Origin of the sequence: Pseudomonas sp. IT-P100 (assembly GCF_949767185.1) — a bacterium.
Classification (GTDB): domain Bacteria; phylum Pseudomonadota; class Gammaproteobacteria; order Pseudomonadales; family Pseudomonadaceae; genus Aquipseudomonas; species Aquipseudomonas fluorescens_B.
In genome coordinates, this window is record NZ_CATKQK010000022.1 from 518,784 (window position 1) to 545,651 (window position 26,868).

24 protein-coding genes are annotated in these 26,868 nt (G+C 59.0%); 23 read left to right on the forward strand and 1 reads right to left on the reverse strand.

From position 1 onward, the window contains the following. The first annotated feature begins 74 nt into the window (after window positions 1-74). The 15 genes from bamA (at window position 75) to ispD (ending at window position 18,657) form a co-directional block, all read left to right on the forward strand. Entirely contained in the window at window positions 75-2,450 is a 2,376-nt protein-coding gene (bamA, locus tag ACM6IQ_RS18535) for an outer membrane protein assembly factor BamA (protein WP_017336706.1), read from the forward strand. A 45-nt stretch (window positions 2,451-2,495) separates the two neighbouring features. Next, window positions 2,496-2,999 (forward strand): OmpH family outer membrane protein, encoded by a 504-nt coding sequence (locus ACM6IQ_RS18540; RefSeq protein ID WP_414879502.1) that lies wholly within the window; start codon window positions 2,496-2,498, stop codon window positions 2,997-2,999. Window positions 3,000-3,002: 3 nt separating this feature from the next. Beyond that, window positions 3,003-4,058, forward strand: coding sequence for a UDP-3-O-(3-hydroxymyristoyl)glucosamine N-acyltransferase (lpxD, locus tag ACM6IQ_RS18545; RefSeq protein WP_017336707.1), 1,056 nt, complete (start codon window positions 3,003-3,005; stop codon window positions 4,056-4,058). Window positions 4,059-4,166: 108 nt separating this feature from the next. Next, window positions 4,167-4,607 carry a 3-hydroxyacyl-ACP dehydratase FabZ gene (gene fabZ, locus ACM6IQ_RS18550; RefSeq protein WP_017336708.1) on the forward strand — a complete coding sequence of 147 codons (441 nt, stop codon included), beginning with the start codon at window positions 4,167-4,169 and terminating at the stop codon, window positions 4,605-4,607. Next, entirely contained in the window at window positions 4,604-5,380 is a 777-nt protein-coding gene (gene lpxA / locus ACM6IQ_RS18555; protein WP_017336709.1) for an acyl-ACP--UDP-N-acetylglucosamine O-acyltransferase, read from the forward strand. The genes fabZ and lpxA overlap by 4 nt, the downstream gene beginning before the upstream one ends. Before the next feature lie 2 nt (window positions 5,381-5,382). After that, the gene (gene lpxB / locus ACM6IQ_RS18560; protein ID WP_414879503.1) at window positions 5,383-6,513 is read left to right on the forward strand and encodes a lipid-A-disaccharide synthase; all 1,131 of its coding nucleotides are present in this window, start codon (window positions 5,383-5,385) and stop codon (window positions 6,511-6,513) included. A gap of 11 nt (window positions 6,514-6,524) precedes the next feature. Next, window positions 6,525-7,151, forward strand: coding sequence for a ribonuclease HII (gene rnhB, locus ACM6IQ_RS18565; protein ID WP_017336711.1), 627 nt, complete (start codon window positions 6,525-6,527; stop codon window positions 7,149-7,151). 76 nt (window positions 7,152-7,227) lie between these two features. Further along, complete coding sequence (gene dnaE, locus ACM6IQ_RS18570) at window positions 7,228-10,749, forward strand: DNA polymerase III subunit alpha (protein ID WP_017336712.1); 3,522 nt, start codon at window positions 7,228-7,230, stop codon at window positions 10,747-10,749. Window positions 10,750-10,889: 140 nt separating this feature from the next. Beyond that, window positions 10,890-11,837, forward strand: a complete 948-nt coding sequence (locus ACM6IQ_RS18575; protein ID WP_084322283.1) for an acetyl-CoA carboxylase carboxyltransferase subunit alpha — start codon at window positions 10,890-10,892, stop codon at window positions 11,835-11,837. A gap of 134 nt (window positions 11,838-11,971) precedes the next feature. Beyond that, window positions 11,972-13,300, forward strand: coding sequence for a tRNA lysidine(34) synthetase TilS (tilS, locus tag ACM6IQ_RS18580; RefSeq protein WP_414879504.1), 1,329 nt, complete (start codon window positions 11,972-11,974; stop codon window positions 13,298-13,300). Window positions 13,301-13,574: 274 nt separating this feature from the next. Further along, window positions 13,575-15,206, forward strand: coding sequence for a CTP synthase (locus ACM6IQ_RS18585; protein WP_017336716.1), 1,632 nt, complete (start codon window positions 13,575-13,577; stop codon window positions 15,204-15,206). Window positions 15,207-15,211: 5 nt separating this feature from the next. Next, window positions 15,212-16,057 (forward strand): 3-deoxy-8-phosphooctulonate synthase, encoded by an 846-nt coding sequence (kdsA, locus tag ACM6IQ_RS18590; RefSeq protein WP_017336717.1) that lies wholly within the window; start codon window positions 15,212-15,214, stop codon window positions 16,055-16,057. Between the two features lie 156 nt (window positions 16,058-16,213). Further along, window positions 16,214-17,503, forward strand: coding sequence for a phosphopyruvate hydratase (gene eno, locus ACM6IQ_RS18595; RefSeq protein ID WP_008039408.1), 1,290 nt, complete (start codon window positions 16,214-16,216; stop codon window positions 17,501-17,503). A gap of 171 nt (window positions 17,504-17,674) precedes the next feature. Further along, on the forward strand, window positions 17,675-17,953 hold the full coding sequence (gene ftsB / locus ACM6IQ_RS18600) for a cell division protein FtsB (RefSeq protein ID WP_008028992.1): 279 nt from the start codon (window positions 17,675-17,677) through the stop codon (window positions 17,951-17,953). Further along, window positions 17,950-18,657 (forward strand): 2-C-methyl-D-erythritol 4-phosphate cytidylyltransferase, encoded by a 708-nt coding sequence (ispD, locus tag ACM6IQ_RS18605; RefSeq protein ID WP_017336718.1) that lies wholly within the window; start codon window positions 17,950-17,952, stop codon window positions 18,655-18,657. The genes ftsB and ispD overlap by 4 nt, the downstream gene beginning before the upstream one ends. 79 nt (window positions 18,658-18,736) lie before the next feature. Here ispD and ACM6IQ_RS18610 read toward each other — a convergent pair whose 3' ends face one another. Next, window positions 18,737-19,633 (reverse strand): LysR substrate-binding domain-containing protein, encoded by an 897-nt coding sequence (locus tag ACM6IQ_RS18610; protein ID WP_414879505.1) that lies wholly within the window; start codon window positions 19,631-19,633, stop codon window positions 18,737-18,739. A gap of 107 nt (window positions 19,634-19,740) precedes the next feature. Here ACM6IQ_RS18610 and ACM6IQ_RS18615 point away from each other — a divergent pair, with 107 nt between their 5' ends. The 8 genes from ACM6IQ_RS18615 (at window position 19,741) to rpoS (ending at window position 26,863) form a co-directional block, all read left to right on the forward strand. Then, window positions 19,741-20,853, forward strand: coding sequence for an S-(hydroxymethyl)glutathione dehydrogenase/class III alcohol dehydrogenase (locus ACM6IQ_RS18615; protein ID WP_414879506.1), 1,113 nt, complete (start codon window positions 19,741-19,743; stop codon window positions 20,851-20,853). A gap of 8 nt (window positions 20,854-20,861) precedes the next feature. Next, complete coding sequence (gene fghA, locus ACM6IQ_RS18620; protein WP_414879507.1) at window positions 20,862-21,707, forward strand: S-formylglutathione hydrolase; 846 nt, start codon at window positions 20,862-20,864, stop codon at window positions 21,705-21,707. A gap of 43 nt (window positions 21,708-21,750) precedes the next feature. Further along, window positions 21,751-22,224 (forward strand): 2-C-methyl-D-erythritol 2,4-cyclodiphosphate synthase, encoded by a 474-nt coding sequence (ispF, locus tag ACM6IQ_RS18625; protein ID WP_084322292.1) that lies wholly within the window; start codon window positions 21,751-21,753, stop codon window positions 22,222-22,224. Further along, a complete protein-coding gene (truD, locus tag ACM6IQ_RS18630) occupies window positions 22,221-23,279 on the forward strand; it encodes a tRNA pseudouridine(13) synthase TruD (protein WP_017336723.1) in 1,059 nt (352 codons plus the stop codon). The genes ispF and truD overlap by 4 nt, the downstream gene beginning before the upstream one ends. Next, window positions 23,267-24,016 carry a 5'/3'-nucleotidase SurE gene (gene surE, locus ACM6IQ_RS18635; protein WP_017336724.1) on the forward strand — a complete coding sequence of 250 codons (750 nt, stop codon included), beginning with the start codon at window positions 23,267-23,269 and terminating at the stop codon, window positions 24,014-24,016. Before truD ends, surE begins: the two co-directional genes overlap by 13 nt. Window positions 24,017-24,054: 38 nt before the next feature. Continuing rightward, window positions 24,055-24,690, forward strand: coding sequence for a protein-L-isoaspartate(D-aspartate) O-methyltransferase (locus tag ACM6IQ_RS18640; RefSeq protein WP_174602683.1), 636 nt, complete (start codon window positions 24,055-24,057; stop codon window positions 24,688-24,690). Window positions 24,691-24,892: 202 nt separating this feature from the next. After that, a complete protein-coding gene (locus ACM6IQ_RS18645; RefSeq protein WP_017336726.1) occupies window positions 24,893-25,750 on the forward strand; it encodes a peptidoglycan DD-metalloendopeptidase family protein in 858 nt (285 codons plus the stop codon). 105 nt (window positions 25,751-25,855) lie between these two features. Next, window positions 25,856-26,863 carry an RNA polymerase sigma factor RpoS gene (gene rpoS / locus ACM6IQ_RS18650; RefSeq protein ID WP_008154012.1) on the forward strand — a complete coding sequence of 336 codons (1,008 nt, stop codon included), beginning with the start codon at window positions 25,856-25,858 and terminating at the stop codon, window positions 26,861-26,863. Window positions 26,864-26,868: the final 5 nt, after the last annotated feature.

A 26,868-nucleotide genomic window follows, 5' to 3' on the forward strand; every position in this document is an offset into this window, starting at 1 on the left:
ACTTCGCTGATATTGCGAATCTGCCGCATTTTGCGGCAGTTTGTTTATTGCCAGTTGGAATAAGAAAGGACTTCATGAAACGTCTGCTGCTAACTGCGGTTCTCACCGTATTGATGATCGCCGAAGTTCACGCCGAGTCCTTCACTATCTCTGATATTCGCGTCAATGGCCTCCAGCGGGTCTCCGCGGGTAGCGTCTTTGGTGCCTTGCCGTTGAACGTCGGTGAACAGGCGGATGATCGTCGCCTGGTGGAATCCACTCGTGCGCTGTTCAAAACCGGGTTCTTTCAAGATATCCAGCTGGGCCGCGATGGCAACGTCCTGGTCATCACGGTAGTCGAGCGCCCGTCAGTCGCCAGTATCGAGATCGAAGGTAACAAGGCGATCTCCACTGAAGACCTGATGAAAGGCCTCAAACAGTCCGGTCTGGCCGAAGGCGAGATCTTCCAGCGTGCCACCCTTGAAGGTGTACGTAACGAACTGCAGCGCCAATATGTCGCGCAGGGTCGCTACTCGGCTACCGTCGACACCGAAGTGGTGCCGCAGCCGCGCAACCGCGTCGGCCTGAAGGTCAATATCAACGAAGGCACCGTCGCTGCTATCCAGCACATCAACGTGGTGGGTAACACGGTCTTTCCTGACGAAGACCTGATCGACCTGTTCGAACTCAAGACCACCAACTGGTTGTCGTTCTTCAAGAACGACGACAAGTACGCTCGTGAAAAGCTTTCCGGTGACCTGGAACGTCTGCGTTCCTACTACCTGGACCGTGGCTACATCAACATGGATATCGCTTCGACCCAGGTGTCCATTACACCGGACAAGAAGCACGTCTACATCACCGTCAACGTCAACGAAGGCGAGAAGTACACCGTTCGTGACGTCAAGCTGAGCGGCGACCTGAAAGTCCCTGAGGACCAGGTCAAGTCGTTGCTGCTGGTTCAGAAAGGCCAGGTGTTCTCGCGCAAGCTGATGACCACCACCTCCGAACTGATCACCCGCCGTCTGGGTAACGAGGGCTACACCTTCGCCAACGTCAACGGCGTGCCTCAGCCGCACGATGAAGACCACACCGTCGATATCACGTTCGCCGTCGATCCGGGCAAGCGTGCCTACGTCAACCGCATCAATTTCCGAGGCAACACCAAGTCCGAAGACGAAGTGCTGCGCCGTGAAATGCGTCAGATGGAAGGTGGCTGGGCTTCGACTTACCTGATCGACCAGTCCAAGACCCGTCTTGAGCGTCTCGGCTTCTTTAAAGAAGTGAACGTCGAAACCCCTGCCGTGCCGGGTGTCGATGACCAGGTTGACGTGAACTACAGCGTTGAAGAACAAGCTTCCGGTTCGATTACCGCCAGCGTCGGCTTCGCACAGAGTGCCGGTCTGATCCTCGGTGGTTCGATCACCCAGAACAACTTCCTGGGTACGGGTAACAAGGTCAGCGTCGGCTTGACCCGCAGCGAATACCAGAGCCGCTATAACTTCGGTTATGTCGACCCGTACTGGACTGCTGATGGCGTGAGCCTGGGTTACAACGCGTTCTATCGCACCACTGACTACAAAGACCTCGACGTCGACGTAGCCAGCTATGCCGTGGACAGCCTGGGTGCGGGCGTGAGCGTCGGCTACCCGATCAGCGAAACGTCGCGCCTGACCTTCGGCCTGACTGCGCAACAGGACAAGATCAAGACTGGCCTGTACACCGTTGACGAGATCTTCGACTTCGTTAACAAGGAAGGCGACAACTACCTGAACTTCAAGGCTTCGGCCGGTTGGTCGGAATCGACCCTGAACAAGGGCGTACTGGCGACACGTGGTCATTCCCAAAGCCTGGTGCTGGAAACCACGACGCCGGGCAGCGACCTGTCGTTCTTCAAACTCGATTACCGTGGCCAGTTGTTCCAGCCACTGACCGAAAACTACACCATGCGCCTGCATACCGAGCTGGGTTATGGCGATGGCTACGGTTCGACCGATGGCTTGCCGTTCTATGAAAACTACTATGCTGGTGGTTTCAACTCGGTTCGTGGTTTCAAGGACAGCACCTTGGGTCCTCGCAGTACGCCGAGCCGCGGCACCAACCCGGGTACGGCTCTTGATCCGGACCAGGATCCGCTGCCGTTCGGTGGTAACGTCTTGATCCAAGGCGGGGTAGAGGTCCTGTTCCCTCTGCCGTTCGTCAAAGATCAGCGCTCCCTGCGCACCTCGGTATTCTGGGATGTGGGTAACGTTTTCGACTCAACGTGCAAAGACACCACCAATGCGAACGGTTCGTCGTCCAACACCAAGTGCAACGACATCAGCCTGAGCAACATGGCTAGCTCTGTCGGTGTGGGTGTGACATGGGTTACCGCGCTGGGTCCTCTGAGTTTCGCGTTGGCCATGCCGATCAAGAAACCGGATGAGGCTGAAACTCAAGTGTTCCAATTCTCCCTCGGCCAGACGTTCTAAGCGTCTGACCCAAGATAACGACAATGGATTTTGTAGGAGTGCATCGTGCGTAAGTTGACTCAATTGGTTCTCCTGGCGACCTTACTGGTAGCAGGTCCGGCTTTTGCCGACATGAAAATCGCCGTTCTGAACTATCAGATGGCTCTGCTGGAATCCGACGCGGCCAAGAAATACGCCGTGGATGCCGAGAAAAAGTTCGGTCCGCAGCTGACCAAACTCAAGTCGCTGGAAAGCAGCGCCAAGGGCATTCAGGACCGTCTGATGGCGGGCGGCGACAAGATGCAGCAAGGCGAGCGTGAGCGCCTGGAACTTGAATTCAAGCAAAAGGCCCGTGACTTCCAGTTCCAGTCCAAGGAGCTGAACGAAGCCAAAGCCGTTGCTGACCGTGAAATGCTGAAGCAGCTCAAGCCGAAACTGGACAGTGCTGTGGAAGAAGTCATCAAGAAAGGTGCTTTTGACCTGGTCTTCGAGCGTGGCGCAGTGATTGATGTCAAGCCTCAGTACGACATCACTCGCCAGGTTATCGAGCGCATGAATCAGCTGAAGTAATCCATGACAGCGACCATAAAACTCGGCCAGTTGGCCGAGTTCCTCGGCGCCACCCTGCGTGGCGACCCGGAGAAGGAAATAACTGGGCTGGCCACTTTGCAAGAGGCTGGCCCAGCTCAGTTGAGCTTTCTGGCAAATCCTCAATACCGTAAATACCTGGCCGATAGCCGGGCTGCAGCCTTGTTGCTGAAAGCCGCTGACGCAGAAGGTTTTTCCGGTGAGGCGCTGATCGTGCCCGACCCGTATCTTGCTTATGCACGCATTTCCCACCTCTTCGATCCCAAGCCCAAGGCGGCTGCCGGTATTCATCCGACAGCGGTAGTGGCAGAGGACGCGGTGGTCGATCCGGCGGCGAGTATCGGTGCATTTGTGGTCATCGAAAGCGGGGCGCGAATTGATGCCGGGACAACCATCGGCGCGCACTGCTTCATCGGCGCTCGTAGTGTCATTGGCGAAGGTGGCTGGCTTGCACCGCGCGTCACGCTGTATCACGACGTGCGTATCGGCAAGCGGGTGGTGATTCAATCCGGTGCGGTACTGGGTGGCGAAGGTTTCGGTTTCGCCAACGAGAAAGGCATCTGGCAGAAAATCGCCCAGATCGGTGGTGTTCTGGTCGGTGACGATGTGGAGATTGGCGTGAATACCGCCATCGACCGCGGTGCGCTGGCCGATACCGTCATTGGTAATGGCGTCAAGCTCGACAATCAGATTCAGATCGCTCACAACGTCCAGATCGGTGATCACACCGCCATGGCCGCGTGCGTGGGGATCTCCGGCAGCACCAAGATCGGCAAGCATTGCATGCTCGCCGGTGGCGTCGGGCTGGTGGGGCATATCGAAATTTGCGACAAGGTTTTCATCACTGGGATGACCATGGTGACCCACTCGATTACCGAGCCGGGCTCCTACTCTTCCGGTACGGCCATGCAACCGGCTGCCGAATGGCGCAAAAGCGCGGCACGTATCCGTCAGCTCGATGACATCGCGCGGCGGCTGCGACAGCTGGAAAAGCGGACAGGGGAAGTGACCCCTGACGGTAATGCTTCATCAGATGGCTGATACCATTTCCATATCAAGTGTGCACAGCCGCTAGACTGCCTCCTTGATTTGCTAGAGGAACGCGCGTCAGTCGCGCGTTTCCAATCTTTACATAGGCTTCCCCCCGAAATGATGGACATCAACGAGATTCGCGAATACCTGCCTCACCGTTACCCGTTCCTGCTGGTGGACCGGGTCGTGGAACTGGACGTGGAAGGCAAGCGCATTCGCGCCTACAAGAATGTCAGCATCAACGAACCGTTCTTCAATGGTCACTTCCCCGCGCATCCAATCATGCCGGGCGTACTGATCATCGAAGCGATGGCTCAGGCTGCCGGTATCCTTGGTTTCAAAATGCTCGACGTGAAGCCTGCCGACGGCACGCTCTACTACTTCGTCGGCTCCGACAAGCTGCGTTTTCGCCAGCCCGTCACTCCAGGCGATCAATTGATCCTCGAAGCCCGTTTCATCAGCTGCAAGCGTCAGATCTGGAAGTTCGAGTGCCAGGCTTCGGTCGATGGCAAGCCAGTCTGCTCCGCTGAAATCATCTGCGCGGAACGCAAACTATGAGTTTGATTGACCCTCGCGCAATCATCGATCCGACGGCCGTTCTGGCTGAAGGTGTCGAGGTCGGCCCATGGTCGATCGTCGGCGCAGGTGTGGAAATCGGCGAGGGGACAGTGATCGGGCCGCATGTGATTCTCAAGGGCCCGACCCGAATCGGTAAGCACAACCGCATTTACCAGTTTTCTTCGGTAGGTGAGGACACGCCCGATCTGAAATACAAAGGCGAAGAAACCCGTCTGGTCATCGGTGACCACAACATCATCCGTGAAGGCGTGACGATTCACCGTGGCACGGTTCAGGACCGTTCGGAAACGACCCTGGGCGATCACAACCTGATCATGGCCTATGCCCACATCGGCCACGACAGTGTCATCGGTAACCACTGCATCCTCGTCAACAACACTGCGTTGGCTGGCCATGTGCACGTTGAAGACTGGGCGATCCTGTCCGGCTTTACCCTGGTTCACCAGTATTGCCACATCGGCGCCCACAGCTTTTCCGGCATGGGTACCGCCATTGGCAAGGACGTTCCCGCCTACGTCACGGTGTTCGGCAACCCGGCCGAAGCCCGTAGCATGAACTTCGAAGGCATGCGTCGCCGTGGTTTCAGCGAAGACGCGATCCACGCCCTGCGTCGTGCCTACAAGGTGGTTTACCGCCAGGGCCTGACCGTCGAGCAGGCGCTCGCCGAACTGGCCGAACCTTCGGCGCAGTTTCCGGAAGTCGCGGTGTTTCGTGATTCCATCCAGTCTTCGACCCGCGGCATCACGCGTTAATCATGGCTAATCTGCGTATTGCGCTGGTGGCGGGTGAGGCTTCCGGTGACATTCTGGGCGCCGGTCTCATGCGTGCGCTCAAGGCACAGCATCCGGCGGTCGAGTTCATCGGTGTCGGTGGTCCGCTGATGCAGGCCGAAGGCCTGACCTCGTATTTCCCGATGGAACGTCTCTCGGTCATGGGCCTGGTGGAAGTGCTGGGTCGGCTGCGCGAGTTGCTCAAGCGCCGCAAGCAGCTGATCGCCGACCTGATCGCCGAGAAGCCGGATGTGTTCATCGGTATCGATGCCCCGGACTTCAACCTGAATATCGAACTCAAGCTGCGTCAGGCCGGAATCAAGACCGTGCACTACGTCAGCCCGTCGGTCTGGGCGTGGCGGCAGAAGCGGGTGCTGAAGATTCGCGAAGGTTGCGACCTGATGCTGACGCTGTTTCCGTTCGAAGCAAAATTCTATGAAGAGCAAGGCGTGCCGGTGCGGTTTGTCGGGCATTCCCTGGCCGATGCGATCCCGCTTGAAGCGGATCGCGCTGCTGCACGGGCCGAGCTCGGTCTGCCGGACGGGCCGTTGGTCGCGCTGATGCCCGGCAGTCGCGGCGGTGAAGTGGGGCGTCTGGGGGCGTTGTTCCTCGATACCGCCCAACGTCTGCGCGCCGTGCGTCCTGGCGTGCGGTTCGTCATGCCTTGCGCCAGTCCTCAGCGACGTGCGCAGCTTGAAGAGTTGCTCGTCGGCCGCGATCTGCCGCTGACCCTGCTCGATGGCAAGTCCCATCTGGCGCTGGCCGCCTGCGACGCGGTGTTGATCGCCTCCGGTACGGCTACCCTCGAGGCCTTGTTGTATAAGCGGCCGATGGTCGTTGCCTATCGTCTGGCGCCACTGACGTTCTGGATTCTCAAACGCATGGTCAAGAGTCCCTACGTCTCGTTGCCGAACCTGTTGGCCCAGCGCCTGTTGGTGCCCGAGTTGCTGCAGGACGATGCGACCGTTGAAGCGCTGGCCCAGACGCTGTCGCCATTGATCGAAGGTGGCGAAGAGCAGACTCGCGGCTTTGATGAAATTCACCGGACCCTTCGTCTGGATGCCTCCAACCAGGCTGCAGATGCAGTGCTGAAGCTGATCGGCCAAGTACAATGAGTAAAACAAGCATGCAAATGGGGCTGGATTTCACCTTGGTCGCTGAAGTTGAAGATCTGGTTGCCGGTGTTGACGAAGTCGGTCGCGGCCCGCTCTGCGGTGCCGTGGTAACCGCGGCTGTGATCCTCGATCCGAACCGTCCGATCCTCGGTCTCAACGATTCGAAGAAGCTCACCGAAGCCCGCCGCGAAAAGCTCTACGACGAAATTTGCGAAAAAGCCTTGAGCTGGTGCATCGCGCGCGCGGAAGTCGAAGAAATCGACGAGTTGAACATCCTTCATGCCACCATGCTGGCCATGCAACGCGCGATCGAAGGCCTGCACATTCAACCGAAACTGGCGATGATCGACGGTAACCGCTGCCCGAAACTGTCCATGCGCGCCGAAGCGGTAGTGCAGGGCGACGGCAAGGTTCCGGCCATCGCTGCTGCATCGATTCTTGCCAAGGTCAGCCGCGACCGCGAGATGGCTGCCTTCGAATTGATTTACCCGGGTTACGGCATCGGTGGTCACAAAGGTTATCCGACGCCCGTTCATCTGGAAGCGCTGGCACGCTTGGGCCCGACCCCGATTCACCGCCGCTCGTTTGCTCCAGTGCGGTTGGCATATGAAGCTCGGGAAAGCCTGATCGAGAGTTAGTTGCAAGGCTGATGTTTTTCCCAAGGCCCGGTACAATCCGGGCCTTGTTGTTTTCATGACATAACGCAGGATCACTATGCCGGCTTCATTCGTTCATCTACGCCTGCACACTGAATATTCCCTGGTCGACGGTCTGGTGCGGATCAAACCGCTGGTCAAGACCCTGGTCGGCATGAACATGCCTGCCGTGGCGGTCACCGACCAGAACAACATGTGTTCCCTGGTCAAATTCTATAAAGCCGCCATGGGCGCAGGTATCAAGCCGATCTGCGGCGCCGACCTATGGCTGTCGAACAAGGATCCGGACAACGCCCTGAGCCGGATCAGCCTGCTGGCCATGAACGCTGTCGGCTATCGCAACCTCACTGAACTGATCTCCCGCGGCTTCATCGACGGCCAGCGCAATGGCTCGGTCATCATCGAGCGCGAGTGGGTGGCCGAGGCCAGCGAAGGCTTGATCATGCTGTCGGCGGCAAAAGAAGGCGAGATCGGCCTGGCCATGCTCAGCGGCAATCCGGCTGAAGCGGAAAATCTGGCGCGCGAGTGGATGGAGGTGTTCCCGGATCGCTTTTACCTGGAAATCCAGCGCACCAATCGTCCCAACGATGAAGAGCAGTTGCACGGCGCCGTGGCCCTGGCGGAGAAGATCGGCGCGCCACTGGTCGCGACCAACGACGTGCGCTTCATCAAGCAGGAAGACTTTGCCGCTCACGAGACCCGCGTCTGCATCGGTGAGGGCCGCGCCCTCGACGATCCGCGACGTTCGAAGAATTACAGCGATCAGCAATACCTCAAAAGCGCCGAGGAAATGGCCGAGCTGTTCAGCGACATTCCCGAGGCGCTGGAAAACACCGTCGAGATCGCCAAGCGCTGCAACATTGAAGTGAAACTGGGCACGCACTTCCTGCCCAACTTCCCGATTCCCGATGGCATGACCATCGACGAGTATTTCCGCAAGGTGTCCTTCGATGGCCTGGAAGAGCGCCTCAGCGTTCTGCTGCCCAAGGACACCACCGAAGACTACGAAGCCAAGCGTCAGGTCTACGTCGACCGGCTGAATTTCGAGCTGGATATCATCATCCAGATGGGGTTCCCCGGTTACTTCCTCATCGTTATGGACTTTATCCAGTGGGCCAAGAGCAACGGCGTGCCGGTAGGTCCGGGCCGTGGTTCGGGTGCCGGTTCGCTGGTGGCCTATGTGCAGAAGATCACCGACCTCGACCCGCTGGAATATGACCTGCTGTTCGAACGTTTCCTTAACCCGGAACGGGTATCGATGCCCGACTTCGACGTCGACTTCTGCATGGACGGTCGTGACCGGGTCATCGACTACGTGGCCGAAAAGTACGGGCGCAACGCGGTAAGTCAGATCATCACCTTCGGTTCCATGGCCGCCAAGGCTGTGGTCCGCGACGTGGCGCGGGTGCAGGGCAAGTCCTACGGCCTGGCGGATCGTCTGTCGAAGATGATTCCGTTCGAAGTCGGCATGACCCTGGAAAAAGCCTACGAGCAGGAAGAAATCCTCCGCGACTTCATCAAGGTCGATGAAGAGGCCGCGGAAATCTGGGAAATGGCGCGCAAGCTCGAAGGCGTCGTGCGTAACGTCGGCAAACACGCCGGTGGTGTGGTGATCGCACCGACCAAGCTGACCGACTTCTCGCCGATCTATTGCGACGAGGCCGGTGACGGCCTGGTGACCCAGTTCGACAAGGACGACGTTGAAGCTGCCGGCCTGGTGAAGTTCGACTTCCTCGGCCTGCGGACCCTGACGGTCATCGACTGGGCGCTGAAAACGATCAACCGCGACCGCGCCAAGGTCGATGAGCCGCCGCTGGACATTGCGTTCATCCCGCTCGATGACAAACCGACCTACCAACTGCTGCAAAAAGCTGAAACCACCGCGGTGTTCCAGCTCGAGTCGCGCGGCATGAAAGAGCTGATCAAAAAGCTCAAGCCCGACTGCCTGGAAGACTTGATCGCACTGGTGGCCCTGTTCCGTCCGGGCCCTTTGCAATCGGGCATGGTTGACGACTTTATCAACCGTAAGCACGGTCGCGCCGAACTCGCGTACCCGCACTCGGACTACCAGTACGAAGGTCTGAAACCGGTATTGGCACCGACTTACGGCATCATCCTGTATCAGGAACAGGTGATGCAGATTGCCCAGGTCATGGCCGGTTACACCCTCGGTGGTGCGGACATGCTGCGTCGGGCCATGGGTAAGAAAAAGCCCGAGGAAATGGCCAAGCAGCGCGGTGGTTTCATTGAGGGTTGCGCCACCAACAACATCGATGCTGACCTCGCCGGTAACATTTTCGACCTGGTGGAGAAATTCGCCGGTTATGGCTTCAACAAATCCCACTCCGCTGCTTACGGCCTGGTTTCGTACCAGACCGCGTGGCTGAAAACGCACTACCCGGCGCCGTTCATGGCCGCGGTACTGTCGGCGGATATGCACAACACCGACAAGGTCGTGACCTTGATCGAAGAAATTCGCACCATGAAGCTGCGTCTCGACGCGCCGGATGTGAATACTTCGGAGTTCAAGTTCACGGTGAATGACGAAGGCCGCATTATCTATGGCCTCGGCGCGATCAAGGGTGTGGGCGAAGGGCCGGTGGAAGCGATCACCGAGGCGCGTCAGGACGGGCCGTTCAAGGACCTGTTCGATTTTTGCGCCCGTGTCGACCTCAAGCGCATCAACAAGCGCACGCTGGATGGTTTGATCCGAAGCGGTGCGCTGGATCGTCTGGGGCCCTGTTTCCATGACGAGCCGAAAGCCTATCAAGCGAGCATCGACCAGAACCGCGCGGTCTTGCTGAATGCGATGGAAGGGGCGATCAAGGCCGCCGAACAAACCGCCCGCACCCACGACAGTGGTCACGCCGACCTGTTCGGCGGGCTGTTCGTAGAAGAAGACGCGGACGTCTATGCCAATCACCGCAAGGCGAAAGAGCTGACCCTGAAGGAACGCCTTAAAGGGGAGAAAGACACCCTGGGCCTGTACCTGACCGGTCACCCGATCGATGAATACGAAGGCGAAATCCGCCGTTTCGCCCGCCAGCGGATCATCGACCTGAAGCCGGCTCGTGATACACAGACCGTCGCAGGCATGATCATCGCCCTGCGGGTGATGAAGAACAAAAAGGGTGACAAGATGGGGTTCATCACCCTTGACGATCGTTCTGGCCGGATCGAAGCCTCGCTGTTCGCCGACGCGTTCCATTCCGCGCAGTCGCTGTTGCAGACTGACGCGATGGTGGTGGTCGAAGGCGAGGTCAGCAACGACGACTTCTCCGGCGGTTTGCGCCTGCGGGTCAAGCGGGTGATGAGCATGGAGGACGCGCGCACCAACCTGGCCGAAAGCCTGCGATTGAAGCTGCAGACCAAGGATTTGAAGGGCGATCAGCTACGCTGGCTGGGTGAGTTGTTCAAGCGTCACCGCGGCGCATGCCCGATCACCATGGAATACACGAGCCCCGATGCGAAAGCCTTGCTGCAGTTCGGCGAGACCTGGCGAATCGACCCGGCGGATGCGTTGATTCAAGCCCTGCGTGACCAGTTCGGGCGAGACAACGTCTTCCTCCAATACCGTTGACGGTCAGGTGCCTTCCATACGCCCTGATCTCGACCTGAATTTTTAATCTCGACCTGAACGCGCCTGTCCCTTAAGGTAGGGCGCGAATAGACAACCGGCCGGCCCAAGCTCTCTTGGACGTCGACCCTAGACGGACGCCTATGAACCCGAATTTTCTAGATTTCGAACAGCCGATCGCCGACCTGCAAGCCAAGATCGAAGAGTTGCGCTTGGTCGGTAACGACAATTCGCTGAATATCGGCGATGAGATCTCCCGCCTGCAGGACAAAAGCAGCACGCTGACCGAGGATATCTTCGGCAAGCTGACCAGCTGGCAGATCGCGCGTCTGGCGCGTCATCCGAAACGTCCATACACCCTGGACTACATCGAACACATCTTCACCGAGTTCGACGAACTGCACGGCGACCGTCACTTTTCCGACGACGCTGCCATCGTTGGCGGCGTGGCCCGTCTGGATGACCAGCCGGTGATGATCATCGGTCACCAGAAAGGCCGCGAAGTGCGCGAGAAGGTTCGCCGCAACTTCGGCATGCCGCGTCCGGAAGGCTACCGCAAGGCGTGCCGCCTGATGGAAATGGCCGAACGCTTCAAGATGCCGATCCTGACCTTCATCGATACGCCGGGCGCCTACCCGGGCATCGACGCTGAAGAGCGCAACCAGAGCGAAGCGATCGCCTGGAACCTGCGCGTCATGGCCCGCCTGAAAACCCCAATCATCGCCACCGTGATCGGTGAAGGTGGTTCCGGTGGTGCACTGGCCATCGGTGTGTGCGATCAGCTGAACATGTTGCAGTATTCGACCTATGCGGTGATCTCGCCGGAAGGTTGTGCTTCGATTCTGTGGAAAACCGCAGAAAAAGCACCGGATGCCGCTGAGGCCATGGGCATCACTGCCGAGCGCCTGAAAGGCCTGGGCATCGTGGATAAAGTGATCGGCGAGCCTTTGGGCGGCGCTCATCGTGATCCGGCTGCGGCCGCTGCATCGATCCGTGCCGAGCTGAGCTCGCAGCTGGCGATGTTGAAGAAGTTTGATAACGAAGCGCTGCTGGCCCGTCGTTACGAGCGTCTGATGAGCTACGGTCTCTGACCTGACTGCGCTGTACCCCATGTGGGAGCGAGCCTGCTCGCGATGAGGGTTTAACATTCAACAAATTTGTTGGCTGTTGTACCGCTATCGCGAGCAGGCTCGCTCCCACATTTGATTTGTGCAAAGGGAAAGATATGGATCGGCCCTCGATTGATTTGCCTTCCCGGCTTTTGCTGAATCTGAAACCGTGGCGCAACGCCCCGGCCTGGCGCATCGCTTTCAGCGGCGGCCTTGATTCCACCGTCCTGCTGCACCTTCTCGCCTGTCTCGCAAAAACCGAAATCCTCCCCGATCTCAACGCCATACACATTCATCACGGCCTCCAGGCTGTGGCTGATGCGTGGCCGGAACACTGCCAGTCGGTCTGTGATGAGCTGGGTGTACCTTTGCAGCTCGTTCACGTTCAGGTTCGGCCCGGCGCCAGCCTCGAGCGTGCAGCCCGTGATGCGCGATATGGCGCGTTCATCGAGGCCACGCAAACCAACGAAGTGCTGCTGACCGCCCAACACCGCGATGACCAGGCCGAAACCCTGTTGTTCCGATTGCTGCGTGGGGCAGGGGTAAGAGGCTTGTCGGGGGTGCCGAGCCAACGCCCGTTGGGTCGGGGGCATCTGCTGCGGCCGCTGCTCGATGTTTCGCGCGCAGAGCTTGAGGCTTACGCGACCGAGCATCAATTGAGGTGGATCGAAGACCCTTCGAACCAGGATCATCAATTCTCGCGCAATTACCTGCGGCATCAGGTGTTGCCGGCCATGACCAAGCGTTGGCCTCAAGCCGTGGCGAGCATGGCCCGCAGCGCTGCGCATCTGAGTGAAGCCCGGGGATTGCTTGATGAGCTGGCGCAAATCGATCTGGCGCATGCCCGCACCGTCGGTGAATTCGATTGGCTGGGTGTGCCGTCCCTTGAGCTGTCGCCGATTGCAAAGCTGTCCGCCGCTCGCCAGCGAAATGCAGTGAGTCACTGGCTCGCCGCGCTGACGCGTCTGCCAGACAGTGACCACTGGTCGGGTTGGGAGGATTTGCGTGATGCCACCGGCGATGCTCGTCCGATTTGGCGTTTGGCGGACGGTGAGCTGCATCGGGCGGGCGGACGCCTCTGGTGGTTATCCGGTCATTGGCTGAGACCGGCACTGGGCATCGGGAGCTGGACTGATCCCTCGCAAGCGTTGGTTTTGCCTGGCAACGGCGAACTCAAGTTCACCGGGCAACCCCCGGAAGGCCCGCTACATATCCGCTATCGCGAGGGCGGCGAGGCCATGAGCCTGCCCGATCGCGGCCATCGGGACCTGAAGCGCTTGCTCAATGAGCGCGGGGTTCCAGGGTTCGTCCGTGGCAGATTGCCGCTGCTGTACCGGGGCGAGCAATTGCTGGCGGTAGCCAACCTGCGGGGCTTGAATGGCAGTGAGCAGGACGGCTGGAATTTACATTGGCAGCCACCGAGCGAAGATCAAGGTTTGAGCTGAAAGGGGCTTTCCGGTAGACTACGCTCCCTTCTTGATACAACTTCTGTGGATTCGCCTGAATTGCAGGAGTTGCCGATTACCAAGCAGTCTTTGCTGGGCGATTCCAAAAAATGTGTAGCGAGCAACGTACCGGTGTTTCAACTCCCGGTCTGTCCCAACGCGGCGGTTTTTTTGAAAGGTGCACTGTGATTAATGCAGGTGATCGGGGGCTTCGGCCTTCCTTCGCTTTCCCCGGCGGCTCGGACCGCTTTAACGCAGACTTCTAGGGTTTTTCATGACGCGCTACATATTCGTCACGGGCGGTGTTGTTTCTTCATTGGGGAAAGGCATTGCATCGGCTTCATTGGCGGCCATCCTGGAGGCGCGGGGACTTAAGGTCACCATGCTGAAGCTGGATCCGTACATCAACGTCGACCCGGGCACCATGAGCCCGTTCCAGCACGGTGAAGTGTTCGTCACCCACGACGGCGCCGAGACCGACCTGGACCTGGGCCACTACGAGCGGTTCATCCGCACGACCATGACCCAGAACAACAACTTCACCACCGGCCGTGTCTACGAACACGTCCTGCGCAAAGAGCGCCGTGGTGATTACCTGGGCGCCACCATCCAGGTCATTCCCCACATCACCGACGAAATCAAGCGCCGGATCATCAAGGGCGCCGGCGATGCCGACGTGGCGATGGTCGAGATCGGTGGCACCGTGGGTGACATCGAATCCCAGCCGTTCCTCGAAGCCATCCGTCAACTGCGTTTCGAAGTCGGTGCCAAGCGCGCGATGCTGATGCACCTGACACTGGTGCCGTACATCGCCACCGCCGGCGAAACCAAAACCAAGCCAACCCAGCACTCGGTCAAGGAACTGCGTTCCATCGGCCTGCAACCTGATGTGCTGGTGTGCCGCTCCGATCACCCGATCGACATCTCCTCGCGCCGCAAGATCGCGCAGTTCACCAACGTTGAAGAACGTGCGGTGATTGCGCTGGAAGACGCCGACACCATCTACAAGATCCCGGGCATCCTGCATTCGCAAGGCCTGGATGATTTCGTCGTCGAGCGTTTCGGCCTGCAATGCGGCGGCGCGGATCTGTCCGAGTGGGAAGCCGTGGTCGACGCCAAGCTCAACCCAGAGCACGAAGTCACCATCGCCATGGTCGGCAAGTACATGGAGTTGCTGGACGCCTACAAGTCGCTGATCGAAGCGATGAGTCACGCCGGCATCAGCAACCGCACCAAGGTCAACCTGCGCTACATCGATTCCGAAGACATCGAAAACCAGGGCACCGCGCTGCTGGAAGGCGTCGACGCGATCCTGGTTCCTGGCGGCTTCGGTCTGCGTGGCGTGGAAGGCAAGATCACCGCCGTCCAGTACGCTCGCGAAAACAAGATTCCGTACCTCGGCATCTGCCTGGGCATGCAAGTGGCCGTGATCGAGTTCGCTCGTAACGTCATGGGCTGGAAAGACGCCAACTCCACCGAGTTCGATCGTGCAAGCGGTCATCCGGTCGTGGGTCTGATCACCGAGTGGGAAGATGCCACCGGTGCTGTCGAAACCCGTACCGAAACATCCGATCTGGGCGGCACCATGCGTCTTGGCGCGCAGGATTGCCTGCTGGAGTCGGGTTCCCTGGTTCACGACTGCTATGGCAAGGACGTGATCGTCGAGCGTCACCGTCATCGCTACGAAGTGAACAACAACCTGCTGCCGCAAATCATGGAAGCCGGCCTGAAAATCTCCGGTCGTTCCGGTGATGGCGCGCTGGTTGAAGTGGTTGAAGCGCCGGATCATCCATGGTTCGTCGCTTGCCAGTTCCACCCTGAGTTCACCTCGACACCACGTGACGGTCACCCGTTGTTCAGCGGTTTCGTCAAAGCAGCTTTGGCTCAACACCAGAAGAAGGCGTGAACCTTATGGCGCAGAAGATCATCCGCGTAGGCGAAATCGAGATTGCCAACGACAAGCCAATGGTGCTGTTCGGTGGCATGAACGTGCTGGAAAGCCGCGACATGGCGATGCAGGTCTGCGAAGAGTACGTGAAGGTTACCGAGAAACTCGGTATCCCTTACGTGTTCAAGGCCAGCTTCGACAAGGCCAACCGTTCCTCCGTGACCTCTTACCGTGGCCCCGGCCTGGAAGAGGGCATGCGGATTTTCCAGGACATCAAGCAAGCCTTCGGCGTGCCGATCATCACCGACGTCCACGAGCCTGAGCAGGCCGCGGTCGTCGCTGAAGTCTGCGACATCATCCAGCTGCCGGCCTTCCTGTCGCGCCAGACCGACCTCGTGGTCGCGATGGCCAGGACCGGTGCGGTGATCAACATCAAGAAAGCCCAGTTCCTCGCGCCTCAGGAGATGAAACACATCCTGAACAAGTGCGTGGAAGCGGGTAACGATCAGTTGATCCTCTGTGAGCGCGGTTCGAGCTTCGGCTACAACAACCTGGTCGTCGACATGCTCGGCTTCGGCATCATGAAGCAGTTCGAATACCCGGTGTTCTTCGACGTGACCCACGCGCTGCAAATGCCCGGCGGTCGCTCCGATTCCGCCGGCGGTCGCCGCGCCCAGGTCCTCGATCTGGCGAAGGCTGGCATGAGCCAGTCATTGGCCGGTCTGTTCCTCGAAGCGCACCCGGACCCGGACAACGCCAAATGCGACGGCCCTTGCGCCTTGCGTCTGGACAAACTGGAGCCATTCCTGGCCCAGCTCAAAGCTTTGGACGAACTGGTGAAGAGTTTTCCGACGGTAGAAACCGCGTAATCCTCATTTCTCCGGTAAAGTACCGCACGATTTGTTGCTCAGGCCCTTGGGCCTGAGCCTTGTCGTCCGCAAGTCTGCCCGTTGCACATCACTTGCCGGCGATAAAAGATTTCCTTCAGCTGCGTCGTTTTCGTCAACTTTGGAGTGTTTACAACAATGGCAAAAATCGTCGACATCAAAGGTCGTGAAGTTCTCGACTCCCGTGGCAACCCCACCGTGGAAGCGGACGTGCTTCTCGATAACGGCATCATCGGCAGCGCTTGCGCGCCGTCCGGTGCTTCCACTGGCTCGCGTGAAGCGCTCGAGCTGCGTGATGGCGACAAGAGCCGTTACCTGGGCAAGGGCGTTCTGAAAGCCGTCGCCAACATCAACGGTCCGATCCGCGACCTGTTGAAAGGTACTGACCCAAGCGACCAGAAAGCACTCGATCACGCGATGATCAAGCTCGACGGCACTGAAAACAAAGGTTCCCTGGGCGCCAACGCGATCCTCGCCGTTTCCCTGGCCGCGGCCAAGGCAGCAGCACAGGACCAGGACCTGCCGCTGTACGCACACATCGCCAACCTGAACGGCACCCCGGGTGTGTACTCGATGCCGGTTCCGATGATGAACATCATCAACGGTGGCGAGCACGCCGATAACAACGTCGACATCCAGGAATTCATGGTTCAGCCGGTTGGCGCCAAGTCTTTCTCGGAAGGTCTGCGCATGGGCACCGAGATTTTCCATCACCTTAAAGCCGTACTGAAGGCCCGTGGCCTGAGCACTGCCGTAGGTGACGAAGGTGGTTTCGCGCCGAACCTGGCGTCCAACGAAGATGCTTTGAAAGTGATCTCCGAAGCGGTGGCCAACGCCGGTTACAAACTGGGCACCGACGTGACCCTGGCACTGGACTGCGCGGCCAGCGAATTCTACGAAGACGGCAAGTACAACCTGTCCGGCGAAGGCCAGGTGTTCACCGCTGAAGGGTTCGCCGACTACCTCAAAGGTCTGACCGAGCGTTACCCGATCATCTCCATCGAAGATGGCCTGGACGAGTCCGACTGGGCTGGCTGGAAAATCCTCACCGACAAGATCGGCGAGAAAACCCAGCTGGTAGGCGACGACCTGTTCGTGACCAACACCAAGATCCTGAAAGAAGGCATCGATAAAAAGATCGCCAACTCGATCCTGATCAAGTTCAACCAGATCGGCACCCTGACCGAAACCCTGGAAGCCATCCAGATGGCCAAGGCTGCCGGTTACACCGCGGTGATCTCCCACCGCTCCGGCGAAACCGAAGATTCGACCATTGCCGACCTGGCTGTGGGCACTTCGGCTGGCCAGATCAAGACCGGCTCACTGTGCCGTTCCGATCGCGTCTCCAAGTACAACCAACTGCTGCGTATCGAAGAGCAGTTGAACGGCAAAGCCAAGTACAACGGCCGCAGCGAGTTCCGCGGTTAAGCTGTAGAGGGTAAAAAGTCAGCGGATTGTGTCGGAAAAGTCGCGACAGCGACGGATTTGCCACTAATCTGATGCCTTAAGAGCACAAGCCTGGAGATTCCAGGCTTCGTGCTATCAGACACTTCAAAGTTTTGGCATAGCTGTCTTTTTTCACTGGATACCTGATATTCGATGCGCAGTCCCAATTGGTTGTTCCTCGTCTTGCTCTTGTTGCTGGCTGGCCTGCAATACCGCCTGTGGGTGGGTAATGGCAGTCTTGCGCAAGTGGCCGAGCTGACTCAGCAGATCGCGGATCAACACGCTGAGAACGAAGGGCTGCTTGAGCGCAATCGGGTGATGGACGCCGAAGTCAGTGAATTGAAAAAAGGCATGGAGACCGTTGAAGAGCGGGCTCGCCATGAGCTGGGCATGGTCAAGGACGGTGAAACCCTTTACCAGTTGGCTCAATGAATTCCCCGTTACCGGCCTTCTGGGCCGTGATTCCTGCCGCGGGCGTCGGTGCCCGTATGGCCGCGGACCGTCCCAAGCAATACTTGCAACTGGGCGGGCGCACTATTCTCGAACACAGCCTTGGTTGTTTCCTTGATCATCCTTCCCTGAAGGGGTTGGTGGTCAGTCTTGCTGTGGATGATCCTTATTGGCCGAATCTGGCGTGCGCTGGCGATTCGCGTATACAGCGGGTTGACGGCGGCGCCGAGCGTTCCGGGTCGGTGCTCAACGCCTTGCTGCATTTGCATGCGCAGGGCGCTGACGATGAGGATTGGGTGTTGGTGCACGATGCTGCACGGCCCAATCTGAGTCGTGATGATCTGGACAAGTTGCTGGTTGAACTGGCTGACGACCCGGTCGGCGGACTGCTGGCGGTTCCGGCTCGCGATACCCTGAAGCGGGTCGACAAACTCGGTCGTGTCGTTGAAACCGTGGATCGCAGTGTGATCTGGCAGGCTTACACGCCGCAGATGTTTCGCCTGGGTGCGCTGCATCGGGCATTGGCTGACAGCCTGGTGGCTGACGCGGTTATCACCGACGAGGCTTCGGCCATGGAATGGGCCGGGCTGGCGCCACGCTTGATTGAAGGGCGTGCCGATAATCTCAAGGTCACCCGGCCTGAAGACCTCGACTGGCTGCGGCAGCGCTGGGCTAATCGTCGCTAAAAGATCGCAGCCTGCGGCAGTTCCAACAGCAGACCGCATTTCCAATGCAGGAGCTGCGGCAGGCTGCGCTCTTTTGATCTTAAATCCGATACTCCGGCCGCTCGGCCAACCCTTCCTTCAAATAATCCACCAACTTGCGAACCTTCGGCGACAGGTGTCGTTGCTGTGGATAAAGCGCCCACACCGCAGTGTTCGGCGGTTGGTGGGCATCCAGCAGCGAAATCAGTTCGCCGCTTTTCAGGTATTCCAGCACGTAGTAATCCGGCAACTGACACAACCCGACACCCTGTAACGCCGCATCCAGCACCGCTTGCCCACTGTTGCAGCGCCAGTTTCCCTGTACGCGCTGGGAAAATTCCCGCCCGTTCTGTTCCAGTTGCCAGAGATCCGAGCTGCCGATGAGGCAGTTGTGGCGGCTCAGTTCCGACAAGCTGTGTGGGCGTCCGTACCGTTCCAGGTAGGAAGGCGACGCGCACAGATACATGCGCCGCGGCGCCAATCGCGCTGCCACCAGCCGCGAGTCCTGAAGGCGGCCGAGGCGGATCGCCAGGTCCAGGCCTTCATGCACCAGGTCCAGTTGCCGGTTGCTCAGTTCGATATCGATTCGAAGTTGCGGGTAAATCCCCATGAATCGCGTTACCAGCGGCACGATGAACCGTTCGCCGTATGCCACGGCGCAGGTCATGCGCAGCATGCCTTTGGGTTCGCTGGTCAGGTCGCCGACCGCTCTTAGCGCTTCTTCACGACCGTCCTGCAAACGCTGGCAATGCTGCAAAAAGGTCTGGCCCGCTTCGGTCAGCGTGACGCGACGGGTGCTGCGGTACAGCAGTCGCGTCTGAAGGCGCTCTTCGAGGCGTACTATCTGTCGACTGATGTGGGAAGAAGAAACCCCAAGCCGTTCTGCGGCAGCCGTGAACTGGCTGCACTCGGCCACGGCGACGAATTCGTCGATACCTTCCCAACGATTCTCGGACATCGAAGATTATCCCTGTATGGCAATAATGTTTTGCTTTTGTCCTGATTATTCATCGTAAAGCGCTGTATTACACTCCCTGTCTCGTTTTTATTCACTGGAGAATCCACATGATCAAGTCGCGCGCTGCCGTTGCCTTCGAGGCCAAGAAACCCCTCGAGATCGTTGAAGTCGATGTCGCCATGCCCAAGGCCGGTGAAGTTTTGCTGCGTGTGGTTGCCTCCGGTGTCTGCCATACCGATGCGTACACACTGTCGGGCGCTGATCCGGAAGGTATCTTCCCGTCGATCCTCGGTCACGAAGGTGGCGCGGTGGTTGAAGCCGTCGGCGAGGGCGTGACCTCCGTGACGGTCGGCGATCACGTCATTCCGCTGTACACCCCGGAATGCCGCCAGTGCAAATTCTGCCTGTCGGGCAAGACCAACCTGTGTCAGGCGATTCGTGCGACCCAGGGCAAAGGTCTGATGCCTGATGGCACTACGCGTTTTTCCTACAAGGGTCAGCCGATTTTCCACTACATGGGCACCTCGACGTTCTCCGAGTACACCGTGTTGCCGGAAATCTCCGTCGCCAAAATTCCTAAAGAAGCTCCGCTGGAAAAAGTCTGTCTGCTGGGTTGCGGCGTCACCACCGGCATCGGTGCGGTGCTCAATACTGCCAAGGTAAAACCGGGTGATACCGTGGCCATTTTCGGCCTCGGCGGCATCGGTCTGTCGGCGGTGATCGGCGCAGTAAAAGCCAAGGCGGCGCGGATCATTGCCATCGACATCAACCCGGCCAAATTCGAGATCGCCAAGCAGCTCGGTGCAACCGACTGCGTGAACCCGAAAGACTTCGACCGCCCGATCCAGGAAGTCATCGTCGACATGACCGATGGCGGCGTCGACTTTTCCTTCGAATGCATCGGCAACGTCCAATTGATGCGCGCCGCACTTGAGTGCTGCCACAAAGGTTGGGGCGAGTCGGTGATCATCGGCGTGGCCGGTGCAGGCCAGGAAATTTCGACCCGTCCGTTCCAGTTGGTCACCGGTCGCGTCTGGCGTGGTTCGGCGTTCGGCGGTGTGCGTGGCCGCACCGAATTGCCAAGCTATGTCGAAATGGCTGAATCCGGCGAAATCCCGCTGGATACGTTCATCACCCACACCATGGGCCTGGAAGATATCAACAAGGCTTTCGACCTGATGCATGAAGGAAAAAGCATCCGTTCCGTCATCCATTTCTGAGGTCCGCCATGAGCCTGGAAAATATCTCCTGTCAGAAAAGCTTCGGCGGCTGGCACAAGCGTTATCGGCACCGCTCCGATGTGCTGGGCTGCGACATGGTGTTCGCTGTGTACCTGCCGCCACAAGCGGAGCAGGGCGGCAAACTGCCGGTGCTGTACTGGTTGTCCGGCCTGACCTGCACCGACGAGAACTTCATGCAAAAGGCCGGCGCCCTGCGCATGGCCGCGGAGCTCGGGCTGATCATCGTTGCGCCGGACACCAGCCCACGCGGTCCTGATGTGCCGGGTGACCCGGATGGCGCCTGGGACTTCGGTCTCGGCGCCGGGTTTTATCTGAATGCCACGCAGGAGCCGTGGTCGCGCCACTATCGGATGCATGACTATGTCGTGCAGGAATTGCCGGCATTGGTCGAGGCTCATTTCCCTGCTTCGGACAAGCGCGGCATCAGCGGTCATTCCATGGGCGGCCACGGCGCTCTTGTCTGCGCATTGCGCAATCCGGGTCGGTATCAGTCGGTGTCGGCGTTTTCGCCAATCAACAATCCGATGGACTGCCCTTGGGGCCAGAAGGCCTTTTCCCGTTACCTGGGGGAAGACCGTTCGAAATGGCGCGAATGGGATGCCTGCGCGTTGATCGCCGAGGCCGAGGAGAAGCTGCCGCTATTGGTCGACCAAGGGGATCGTGATGATTTCCTGGCTACCCAGCTCAAGCCAGAAGCCTTGCTACAAGCAACCAGGCTGGCCGGTCATCCGCTGACGTTGCGCCTGCAACCCGGCTACGACCACAGCTATTTCTTCATCGCCAGCTTCATCGACGACCACTTGCAACATCACGGACGCGCCCTAGGCGTCTAATGCAGGTAGAATCACGCCCTGACAAAAATCGGGGCGTTTTTTTATGCGTATTGGCCACGGCTATGATGTGCACCGTTTCGCTGAAGGCGATTTCATTACTCTGGGCGGCGTGCGCATTGCACACGGCTTCGGGCTGCTCGCTCACTCCGACGGTGACGTCCTGCTGCACGCCTTGAGCGATGCCTTGCTCGGCGCCGCTGCGCTGGGTGATATCGGCAAGCACTTCCCGGACACCGACCCAAAATTCAAGGGCGCCGACAGCCGTGTGCTGTTGCGTCACGTCGTCGCACTGGTCCACGCCAAAGGCTGGAAAGTCGGCAACGTCGATAACACCATCGTCGCCCAGGCGCCGAAAATGGCCCCGCATATCGAATCGATGCGCGCGCTGATTGCCGCGGATCTTCAAGTTGAGTTGGATCAAGTGAACGTGAAAGCTACCACCACCGAAAAGCTCGGCTTTGTCGGTCGCGAAGAAGGTATCGCCGTGCATTCCGTTGCCTTGTTGCTGCGCGCATGAACGACCTGCAATTGCTCGGCCCGCGTGCCTACGGTGAAGCCCTCGGCACCGCAGTGTTGAAAGCCACGGCGGAAGACTTCCAGGTCGATGAAGTGCTCGACATCCCGCTCAGTGGCGATGGCGAACATTTGTGGATCTGGGTGGAAAAGCGCGGCCTGAACACCGAAGAAGCGGCACGGCGAATTGCCAAGGCAGCGGGTGTGCCATTGCGCACCGTCAGTTACGCCGGACTCAAGGATCGTCAGGCGCTGACGCGCCAGTGGTTCAGCGTGCAGCTGCCGGGCAAGGCTGATCCTGATTTGTCGTCGGCGGAAAACGAGACGCTGAAAATCCTCAAGACCGGTCGACATAAACGCAAGCTGCAGCGCGGCGCTCATTCGGCTAACGGTTTCACCTTGCGCCTGACCCAATTCGCGGGCGACAAAGCGGCCATCGAAGCGCGCCTGCAACTGATCGCCAAACAAGGTATCCCCAATTATTTCGGCGCCCAGCGGTTTGGGTTCGACGGCGGCAACGTGGTCGATGCCCGTGGCTGGGCCGCGCGCAAGGCCTTGCCGGAGCAGCGCAACGTCCGTTCGCGCTTGCTCTCCACTGCCCGTAGTTTTCTGTTCAACCAAGTGCTGGCGGCGCGTGTCGCCGATGGTACGTGGCAGCGGGCTCAAGTCGGAGATCTGCTGGCGTTCACCGACAGCCGAAGCTTCTTCCCGGCCGGTGAAGCCGAGTGCAGCGACCCGCGACTGGCGATTCTCGACCTGCACCCGACCGGCCCGCAGTGGGGCGAAGGTGACTCGCCGGCGATGGGCGCAGTCCATGAACTGGAGCAGGCAATCGCCGCGCGCGAAGCGGATCTGCGCGATTGGTTGATTAACGCCGGTATGAGCCACGAACGTCGCATCCTGCGACTGCCCATTGGTGGGTTGACGTGGCATTATCCCGAGCCTGACATTCTGCAACTGGAATTCGTCCTGCCGGCCGGATGCTTCGCTACCGTATTGGTGCGTGAGCTCGTTGATCTGGTGCCGGTGGGGCAGACGGACAGCCCATGCGTATTCTGATTTCTAACGACGATGGGGTAGCCGCACCCGGTCTCGCCGCGCTTTATGCTGCGCTGGCGGATTACACCGAATGCGTGGTTATCGCCCCGGACCAGGACAAAAGCGGCGCCAGCAGTTCGCTGACGCTCGACCGTCCCTTGCACCCGCAAACCTTGGCCAACGGCTTTATCAGCCTCAACGGCACACCGACCGATTGCGTGCACCTGGGCCTCAACGGCTTGCTGGAGCGCGAACCGGACATGGTGGTTTCCGGTATAAACCTGGGCGCCAACCTGGGGGACGATGTGTTGTATTCCGGCACCGTGGCCGCGGCCCTTGAAGGGCGTTTCCTGGCGCGTCCTTCGTTCGCCTTTTCGTTGGTCTCGCGGCAAGTCGAGAACCTTCCCACAGCCGCTTACTACGCGCGCAAACTGGTGGAAGCCTACGCCGACCTTGACCTGCCACCGCGCACGGTACTGAACGTGAACATTCCCAATTTGCCGCTGGACCACATTCGCGGAATCCAGCTGACTCGCCTCGGTCATCGCGCCCGCGCGGCGGCACCGATGAAAGTGGTCGACCCGCGTGGCAAGTCCGGTTACTGGATCGCTGCGGCGGGCGATGCCGAAGACGGCGGTCCGGGCACCGATTTCCATGCGGTGATGCAAGGCTATGTGTCCATCACGCCACTGCAACTGGATCGCACCTTCAATGATGCCTTCCGAAGCCTCGATGGCTGGCTGGAGGGATTGCGCTAATGGCTCGTGAACAAGACCCGATGCATCGCGGCATCGGGATGACCTCGCAACGCACCCGCGAACGCCTGATTCAGCGGCTGTATGAAGAGGGCATTTCCAACGCCAAGGTTCTGGAAGTGATCCGCCGAACGCCGCGTCACCTGTTCGTCGACGAGGCACTGGCGCACCGTGCCTATGAAGACACGGCGTTGCCGATCGGCAACAACCAGACGATCTCCCAGCCTTACATGGTGGCCCGCATGAGCGAGCTGCTGCTGGAAGCGGGTCCGCTGGACAAGGTGATGGAAATCGGCACGGGGTCGGGGTATCAGACTGCAATCCTGTCGCAATTGGTCGAGCGGGTTTTTTCCGTCGAGCGCATCAAGGTTTTGCAGGACCGGGCCAAGGAACGTCTGGTCGACCTCAACCTGCGCAACGTGGTCTTTCGTTGGGGCGATGGTTGGGAAGGCTGGCCGGCGCTGGCACCGTACAACGGCATCATCGTGACGGCGGTGGCGACCGATGTGCCCCAGGCATTACTCGACCAGTTGGCACCCGGAGGGCGACTGGTGATACCGGTCGGGTCGGGTGAGGTTCAGCAGTTGATGCTGATCATCCGTGAAGAACACGGGTTTTCCAGGCGTGTTCTGGGGGCGGTGCGTTTCGTTCCACTGCTCAACGGGCCACTGGCCTGAGCATTTGTTTCGTCCCGGTGAATTCTCTTCGATTGCCCCTGTCTTACAGCGGCGTCGATCAGTTAAACGGGATTCATCGTCAGGTAGCAAACGTGTGCTTCGCTTCATTAAAGGTAAAGCCTGCACCGCTCGTTATACTGACGACACTTCATGCCGGGAGCACGGCAATTCCACATTTCAGCCACCACAAAGGGAGCGGCGGGTGAGTCTCACAGTCATTGCGCAGCGAATGGGTATAACGAGCTTTCAGCGCCTGGTGACTGGCCTTGTCTTAAGCACCTTGCTGGTCGGTTGTTCCAGCACCAAATCGGGCGCGGTGCGCGTCGTCGATCGCAACAACGCCGTCGCCCAGCGTCCGGCAGTAACCACGGGCCAATACGTGGTTCGACCTAAAGACACGCTGTTCTCGATCGCCTTTCGCTACGGCTGGGACTACAAAGCCCTCGCGGCGCGCAACAACATTCCTACGCCGTACACGATACATCCGGGTCAGACGATCCGCTTTGACGGTCGCACCGGTTCAACGCCGACGGCGGTGGTCAGCCCGGCCGATTCGGCGCCTTCTTCGTCGAGTAAAACCACTGTAATCCGGCGCCAGCCAAATGGCGCAACTACGACGACAACGGTGGTTGCACCGTCCGTCGCCAACAAGCCAGCACCCGCTCCGATGCCTCCCGCAGGCCCGGCCCCGACCGGCTGGGGATGGCCTTCTAATGGCATCCTGATTGGAAAATTCTCTTCAAACGGTAGTTTGAATAAAGGAATTGATATCGCCGGAGATTTGGGACAGCCTGTTTTAGCTGCGTCTGATGGGACGGTGGTATACGCCGGGAGTGGCTTAAGGGGCTACGGCGAATTAGTCATCATCAAACACAGCGATACCTACGTCAGTGCCTACGGTCACAACCGCAGGCTGTTGGTTCGGGAGGGGCAGCAGGTCAAGGTCGGACAGACAATTGCCGAAATGGGGTCAACGGGTACAGACCGGGTGAAACTGCATTTTGAGATTCGCCGACAAGGTAAACCTGTAGATCCGCTGCAGTTCCTGCCACGTCGTTGATTTGTTACCAGCCTGTTCCGTCACGTAGAGGGAACAGGCTCCAGCGTTGCCAGGGATAAAGGCGCCGCTCGAGCTTGAGGTCGAACTCACCAAAGGACTATAACAATGGCTCTCAGTAAAGAAGTGCCGGAGTTTGACATCGACGATGAGGTTCTCCTGATGGAGACCGGCATCGGTACGGATTCGATGTCGAATGATGAAGGGGCTGCTCCACCTTCCGTTCGTGCCAAATCCAAACACTCCGCCTCGTTAAAGCAGCACAAATACATTGACTACACGCGTGCACTCGATGCGACGCAGCTGTACCTCAATGAAATCGGCTTTTCCCCTCTGCTGTCCCCCGAAGAAGAAGTTCACTTTGCACGCTTGTCGCAAAGTGGCGATCCGGCCGGGCGCAAACGCATGATTGAAAGCAACCTGCGGCTGGTGGTGAAAATCGCCCGACGCTATGTCAATCGTGGCCTGTCGCTGCTGGACCTGATCGAAGAGGGCAACCTCGGGCTGATCCGGGCGGTAGAGAAGTTCGACCCCGAACGTGGCTTCCGCTTTTCGACCTACGCAACCTGGTGGATTCGTCAAACCATCGAGCGCGCGATCATGAATCAGACCCGGACCATCCGGTTGCCGATCCATGTGGTCAAAGAACTCAACGTGTACCTGAGGGCCGCACGGGAGCTGACGCAAAAACTCGATCATGAACCCTCACCCGAAGAAATCGCCAACCTGCTGGAAAAACCGGTGGGAGAAGTCAAGCGCATGCTCGGCCTGAACGAGCGGGTATCTTCGGTCGACGTCTCGCTGGGTCCGGATTCGGATAAAACCCTGCTGGACACCCTAACCGACGACCGTCCAACCGATCCGTGTGAGCTGTTGCAGGATGACGACCTGTCTCAGAGCATCGATCAATGGCTCTCGGAACTGACCGACAAGCAGCGCGAGGTGGTGATACGCCGCTTCGGTCTGCGCGGTCATGAGAGCAGCACGCTGGAAGATGTGGGCCTGGAAATTGGCCTGACCCGTGAGCGCGTCAGACAGATCCAGGTGGAAGGCCTGAAGCGTCTGCGGGAGATTCTGGAGAAAAATGGCTTGTCGAGCGAGTCGCTTTTCCAATAAGCACA